Genomic DNA, 6884 nt, shown 5'->3' on the forward strand with positions numbered 1-6884 from the left:
CCGACCCGCTCAAACCCGGTGTGTGTGTGTGTTGGGTGGGTTGGGTTTTGTTTAAACGCGCCCGCGCGCGCCCGGCCGGGGCCCCGCCGCCGACTCCGGCCCCGGCCGGCTCGCCTTCTACCCGTTCGCCGACTTCTCCCCGGAGCTGGTCGCCCTGCGCTGGGCCCGGCGCAACGGCGTCGAGACACTCGCCTGCGACCTCCCGCTCGCCCACCGCACCACGCCCCACGAGGAACAACAGCCCGCCCCCGGTGCCCCCGGCGCCCCCGGTGTCGCCGACGCGCTGCGCCACCGCCTCACCGGGCGCGATTCCGACGACGACCTGTGGGACCGCCTCGTCGAGACCGCAGCCCCCGGCTCCACCCCCGACGCCGTCCGGCGCGCCGCCCTGCTGGTCGGCTGGGCGCTGCGCCGCGACGCCGAGACCGGCCCCGGCGTCGACCCGTACGACCTACGGCGCGAAGCCTGGATGCGTGCCCGGATCCGGGCCGCGGCGGCCGGCGGGCGCCGGGTCGCCGCCGTCGTCGGCGCCTTCCACGCGCCCGCCCTGCTCGACGGGCCCGCCGCCACCGAGGAACCGCCGCACCCGGACCACCTCGGGCACGCCCTCTCCCTGATCCCCTACACCTACCCGCTGCTCGACGCCCGGTCCGGCTATCCGGCGGGCATCCGCGATCCCGAGTGGCAGCACACCGTCCTCGACGCCGGCGGCGACCCCGACCGCCTCACCCGGGCCCTCACCACCACCGCCGTCCGGATCTGCGAAGCACTGCGCAGCCAGGACCACCCCTCCGGCCCGGCCGACGCCCGCGAGATCGTCCGCCTCGCCGGAGACCTCGCCCGCCTGCGCGGCCACGCCGCCCCCGGCCGCGGCGAACTCGTCGAAGCCGTCCAGACCGTCCTCGCCCAAGGCGAACCCCTCGGCCGCGGCCGGGCCGTCGCCCGCGCCCTCGAACGCGTCCTGGTCGGCACCCGAACCGGCCGCGCCACCCCCGCGGCCCCGCGCAGCGGGCTCGCCCCCGCCGTCGAAGCCCTCCTCGCCGACCTCGGCCTCCCCGGCCCCGCCGACCCCGAGCCCCGCGAACTCCGCCTCGATCCGCTGCGCACCCCCCTCGACCGCCGCCGCGAGATCCTCCTCCACCGCCTCACCGCCTGCGGGGTCCCCTACGCCGACCCCGTCACCACCACCGGCGCGGGCGGCACCGAAGCCATCGGCACGCGCTGGCGCCTCCACTGGACCCCGGCCGCTGCCGCGATGCTCACCGTCGCGGGCGCCCGAGGCGTCACCCCCGCGCAGGCCGCCGAAGGCACCCTGCGCGAACGCCTCCGCCGTGAACAGCAGGCCGACGGCCCCACCGCCCGCGAGGTCCTCCAAGGCCTCACCGACGCGGCCGCCTGTGGCCTTCCGGCCCTCGCCGACACCCGCCTCACCCAACTCGCCACCGTCCTCCCGTCCTCCGGCACCCTCCCCGAACTCCTCGACGCCCTGGCCCTCCTCGACCGCCTCGCCGCCGGCCACCTCCCGGGCTACGCCCCACCCGACACCCCCGGCGCCCCCGGGGCTCTCGCGTCGTCGCCCGAGCTGGGCGCCGCCCCCGGCCGGCAGGAGCCGGCGCACCTCGCCGCGTTCCCCGACGGCTCCGCGCCGTTGCCCGGTGCGGGCGGGGCGTCGGCCGGGCCGGCGGGGCGGTTGGGGGCGGTGGGCGAGGTGTTGACCGTGGCAGCCGTGCGGCAGTTGGAGGGGTTGGGCGGGTCGGACGATCCGGCGGATGCGCGGGCGCTGGTGGAGCTGGCGCGGCGGGCGGATCTGGACGGCGGGTTGCGGCTGGGGCACGTGCTGGCCGAACTCGCGGACCGGGGGAGTCCGTTGGTGCGAGGCGCAGCCGGAGCGGTGCGGGTGCTGCTGGGGCGGGAGCGGGCGGAGACGCTGGGCGGGCGGGCGGCTTCGTGGGTGGACGGGGCGACCGGCCCGGAGGCCCGGCACGCGCTCGGGCGGGGGCTGGTCGGCCTGCTGACGGCAGCGGAGGGCCTGTTCGCCACCGCGCCGGAGGCGCTGGAGCCCGTGCTGGAGCGGATCACCTCGCTGCCCGACGCCGCCTTCCTCGACCGGCTGCCGGCGTTGCGCGGGGGCTTCGACACGCTCAGCCCGGCTGCCCGGGACCGGTTGCTGGTCCTGGTCGAGGAACGCCTGGGCACCCGGCTCGCGGGCCTGCCCGAGGAGGTCCCGCCGGCGGTGGTGGCCGGCTGGGTCCGCGCGGATCTGGCCGCCCGCGCGGCGCTGGCCCGGCGCGGCCTGCTGCCGGCGCCCGGGGGCGATCCGGCACCCGAGCCACCGCACCGCGTCGAGCCGCTCCCTTCCGCACCCGTCGCCACGCGGCACGCCCTCGCCCCGGCCGAGCGCTGGAGGCTGCTCCTCGGCCGCCCCGGCAGCGGTGGCCTGAGCGGGCGGTGCGCCCGACTCGCCACCGCCCTGGACGAGTTGTACGGCAGCGGGCGAGGCGAGGGCTCCGGCCCGGGCCTGGACGGGCGGTCCGGGCGGGGCGGCCGCGAGGCGCCCTTCCCGGGGGTGCGGGAGTGGGCCGAGGAACTGTCGGCGCTGTTCGGGCCGCGAGTCCGGGAGGAGGTGCTGGCGGCCGCCGTGGCGCAGGGTCGGACGGACGTCCTGGAGGCGATCGAGCCGGGTGCCGTCCGCCCGTCGGTCGACTTGCTGCGCACGGTGTTGGAGCACGCGGGCGGCCTGCCGGAGGCGAGGGTGGCGCGGCTGCGTCCGCTGGTGCGGCGTCTGGTGGACGAGTTGACGCGCGCGTTGGCGACCAGGCTGCGTCCGGCGCTGACCGGGATCAGCGTGCCGCGGCCGACGCGTCGGCCGGGTGGCGGACTGGACCTGGACCGGACCATTCGCGCCAATCTCGCCACGGCCCGCCCGTCGGGGGACGGCGGCACACTCATCGTGCCCGAGCGTCCGGTGTTCCGGACCAGGGCCCGGCAGGCGGCCGACTGGCGGCTGATCCTGGTCGTGGACGTCTCCGGGTCGATGGAGGCGTCGACGGTCTGGGCGGCGCTGACGGCGTCGATCCTGGCCGGGGTGCCTTCGCTGAGCACCCACTTCGTGGCGTTCTCCACCGAGATCGTCGACCTGACCGAGCGGGTGGAGGATCCGCTGAGTGTGCTGCTGGAGGTGCGGATCGGTGGTGGCACCAGCATCGCGGGCGGGCTGCGGTATGCGCGGAAGCTGGTGACGGTGCCGTCCCGGACGCTGGTCGTGGTGGTCAGCGACTTCGAGGAGGGCGGCCCGGTGGGCGGGCTGCTGGCCCAGACCCGGGCACTGGTGGATTCCGGTGTGCACCTGCTCGGCTGCGCCGCGCTGGACGACACGGGGACGGCCCGCTATTCGAAGGCGGTCGCGGGCCAGTTGGTCGCGGCCGGTATGCCCGTGGCGGCGTTGAGTCCGCTGGAACTGGCCCGCTGGGTGGGGGAGAAGGTGCGATGAGCGTGGCGGAGCGGACGAGCGGCTGGCCGGCGGTCCGGCCGGAGGTGGTCGCGGAGGTGGTGGCCGGGTTGAGCGCCCGGTTGCAGAAGCGGCTGGACGGCGCGGCGGCGAAGCTGGCGGAGCGGCCGGTGACCCGTTGCGGTGACGAGTGGCGGGTGGAGGTGGACGAGGAGACGGCGCTCGTGCTGCGCGCCCCGGGCGCGGTGGTCGCGGATGCGGCCGACGTCCGCTGCGGCTGCCTGCTGGCCCCGGCCTGCGTGCACCGGGCCGCTGCGGTCATGCTCTGCCCGTTGGCCGAGCTGGCGGAGGAGCCCGAGGAGCCCGAGGAGGTCACGCCGACCGAGGCGGCCCCAGCGCCCTCGGAGGAGCCGCAGGAGCGAGGGGAGCCACGGGAGTCACAGAAGTCACAGGAGGCGCAGCCCGAGGCCGGGCCCACCCCGGTGGAGGTGGCGGCGGCCCGCCATCTCCACCGGGCGGGGTGCGCCGTGCTGGCCGCCGGGGTGAGCGGCGCGGGGGCGGTCGCGCAGGCCGAGTTGCTGCGGGCGGCCCACCGGGCGCGGCTGGCGGGGTTGTACCGCCCGGCCGCGGCGGCGGTCGTGGTGGTGACGAGGGTGCGCGCGGCCCGGTCCGGGGCGCCGGAGCACCGGCTGGCGGACCTGGTGGCCGGTCTGCGCGAGCTGCTGGACCTCACCACCGCCCTGAGCACCGGCTCCGGCCCGGTCGCCGAACTGCGCGGCACCGCCCGCCAGGCGTACGGCGAGGAGGGCGGCTTGCGGCTGTACGGGCTGTTCACCGAGCCGGTGCTGACGGCCACGCATGCGGGGGTGGTGAGTTGGGCGGTGGACGCCGGGGGCCGGCTCAGCACGGTGGCCGAGGTGATGCCGCACGGTGACGCGGCGGCCGCCGCCCCGCAGGCGGTCGGGGCGGGCAACCGGACGGTCCGGCTGGGGGAGGCCCCGCTCAGCCACCGGGAGTTCAGCCGTGCCGGGCTGGCCGTCCAGGGCGCCACCCGGTCCGCCGCCGGGCGGCTGGGCGCGGGTGCTTCCGTCCGGGCGGTCCGGGCGGCGGGCGCGGCGTGGACGGCGGAGCCGGTGGCCGCGCTCTGGGCCGAACCGGCGGCCGCCCAGGTGGCGCGGGCGCTCGCGGCGGAGTCGCTGCCGTACGAGGGCCGCCCGGCCGGGAGCGACCTGCTGTTCCTGGACGTGACTCTGCTGGGCCCGGCTCCGGTCGGCCCGGGCGGGGCGCCGAGGCTGCTGGCGCGCTGCGAGGGCGGTGCCGATGGTGCCGATGGCGCCGACGGCGGCTTGGAGGTCGGTCTGTGCACGGGGCACGAGCACCCGGGGCTGGCCTTCCGGGCGAACCTCGCACTGCTCGCCACCGCGCCCGGCCTGCGGCTGCGGGTGATCGGTCGCCTGGAGCGATCGGACCGTCCGGAGCTTCGCCTGCTCGCGATCGGCACACCCCCGGAGCCCTCGACGGCCCCTGAGGCCCCCGGCCTTCCCTCGCTCGCCGTCCCCGCGGACCGGGCCGACCGGGTCAATCTCGGCCTCGAACGCCTCCAGACCGCCGACCTCCGGACCGTTGACCTCCGGACCACCGACCTCCAGATCGCCACCCCCACCGATGCCGTGCCCGGTTTTCCGGCCGGTCTCCCGAGCGAGGCCCCGTACGGTCCGCCCGTCCACGTGCTCGGCCGCCGGGTCGAGCAGGCGGTCACCACCGGGCGCCATGCCCTGGCCCCGAGCGCGGCCACGGCGGCCGCCGACGGGAGCCTGCTGCGCGCCGCCGGGCTGGTGACGGCCGCCGAGCTCCTGGACGCCCTGCGGGCTGCCGCGGCCGACCGGCGCCGCGACGTGTTCGGCCGGGTCGTCCCGGACGACCACGACGCCTTCGCCGGGTCCTGGCTGGCGGCCGCCTCCTACACGGAGGAACTGGCCGCCGCGCTCTGCGCCGCCGCCTGGGCCGGGGAGCTCGCCATGGACCGGCATCGAGGGGAGGTATAAGGAAAACTATTTGCACAGACAGCTAATCCGCGCCGGCTGGCATACTTGTCCCAGGGAAGACGTCACGAGACGTGCAGGGAAGTGGAAGGGAAGGCGAGCGATGGGTATCCGCGACGACGCGGCCGAGGTCCGGGCCCGTGGCTGGCGGACTCTCGCCGCGCTGCACGGGCTGATCGACGCGGCGCTGGAGAAGGCGCTGCAGGCGGAGCACCGGCTCTCGGTGGTCGAGTACACGGTGCTGGACGCCCTGTCGCGGCAGGACGGGTGGCACATGCGGATGCAGCAGCTGGCCCGCGCCGCGGCGCTGAGCAGCAGCGCGACGACCCGCCTGGTGACCAGGCTGGAGGACCGTGGGCTGCTCAGCCGCTACCTCTGCGCCGACGACCGGCGCGGGATCTACACCGAGCTGACGCCGGAGGGCCGCAACCTGCTGACGGCCGCCCGCCCGGTGCACGACGCCACCCTGGAGGCGACCCTGGCGCAGGCCGCCGAGGTGCCGGAGCTGGCGCCGCTGGTCCACGCCCTCTCCGGACTCGACGACCCGGCCGGGCTCACCGGCCGCACCCCGACCAACGCCTGAACCTCGACCAACGCCTGAACCTCGACCAACGCCTGAACCCCGACCCCGGCCCCGACCCCGACCTCGACATCAAGTCCGGCGCCGGCCCCGGCGACCCCGCGCGGCCCGCACGGCCCGGACGCTCAACGCCGCCTGGCGGACAGGGCGTTGCGGTGCACCTGGTCGAGCAGGGCGAGCAGCAGCTCCTTGCTGGACGCCCGCTCCCGCACGTCGCAGAGCACGATCGGGACCTCGGGACCGAGGTCGAGGGCGCGCCGGACGTCCTCGGGGCTGGCGTCGCGGCGGCCGTGGAAGCAGTTGACGCCGATCGCGAACGGGATGCCGCGCTGCTCGAAGAAGTCCACGGCGGCGAAGCTGGATTCGAGCCGCCGGGTGTCGGCGAGGACGATCGCCCCGAGGGCGCCGAGCGCGAGGTCGTCCCACATGAACCAGAACCGGAACTGGCCGGGTGTGCCGAACAGGTAGAGCACCAGGTCCTCGCGGACGGTGATCCGCCCGAAGTCCATCGCCACGGTGGTGGTGGACTTGCCCTGGACGCCGTCGAGGCTGTCGACCCCGATGCTGGCGCGGGTCATCCGCTCCTCGGTCTGCAGCGGTTCGATCTCACTGACCGAGCCGACCATGGTGGTCTTGCCGACGCCGAAGCCGCCGGCGACGAGGATCTTGACCGCGCCCGGCACCAGGCTCTGGGTCGTCAATTCGGGTCTCCTGGAGTGGGACTGAGAGGTGCGGGGCGGTCGGGGTCGGCGGGGTCGAGCCTGGGGACGACCTCGATCAAGTGCGGGATCAGCGAGATTTGCGTGGCAGAGGG

Annotated in this window: 3 protein-coding genes and 1 pseudogene; 3 read left to right on the top strand and 1 reads right to left on the bottom strand. The window is 76.7% G+C overall.

Annotated features, from left to right (window positions below):
- The 3 genes and pseudogenes from ACFV6D_RS05190 to ACFV6D_RS05200 form a co-directional block, all read left to right on the top strand.
- Window positions 1-3490, top strand: a pseudogene (locus ACFV6D_RS05190) (DUF5682 family protein); the annotation flags it as partial.
- Between the two features lie 2 nt (window positions 3491-3492).
- Entirely contained in the window at window positions 3493-5493 is a 2001-nt protein-coding gene (locus ACFV6D_RS05195; RefSeq protein ID WP_380558474.1) for a hypothetical protein, read from the top strand.
- 100 nt (window positions 5494-5593) lie between these two features.
- Complete coding sequence (locus ACFV6D_RS05200) at window positions 5594-6073, top strand: MarR family winged helix-turn-helix transcriptional regulator (RefSeq protein WP_380493317.1); 480 nt, start codon at window positions 5594-5596, stop codon at window positions 6071-6073.
- Window positions 6074-6195: 122 nt separating this feature from the next.
- Here ACFV6D_RS05200 and ACFV6D_RS05205 read toward each other — a convergent pair whose 3' ends face one another.
- Complete coding sequence (locus tag ACFV6D_RS05205) at window positions 6196-6771, bottom strand: ATP/GTP-binding protein (protein ID WP_380493319.1); 576 nt, start codon at window positions 6769-6771, stop codon at window positions 6196-6198.
- Window positions 6772-6884 lie beyond the last annotated feature (113 nt).

This window comes from Kitasatospora sp. NPDC059812, from assembly GCF_042732075.1.
GTDB lineage: Bacteria > Actinomycetota > Actinomycetes > Streptomycetales > Streptomycetaceae > Kitasatospora.

What these genes read in the sequence shown, in the direction of transcription:
- ACFV6D_RS05200 (WP_380493317.1), top strand. Translation starts at nt 5,594, where the DNA reads ATGGGTATCCGCGACGACGCGGCCGAGGTCCGGGCCCGTGGCTGGCGG.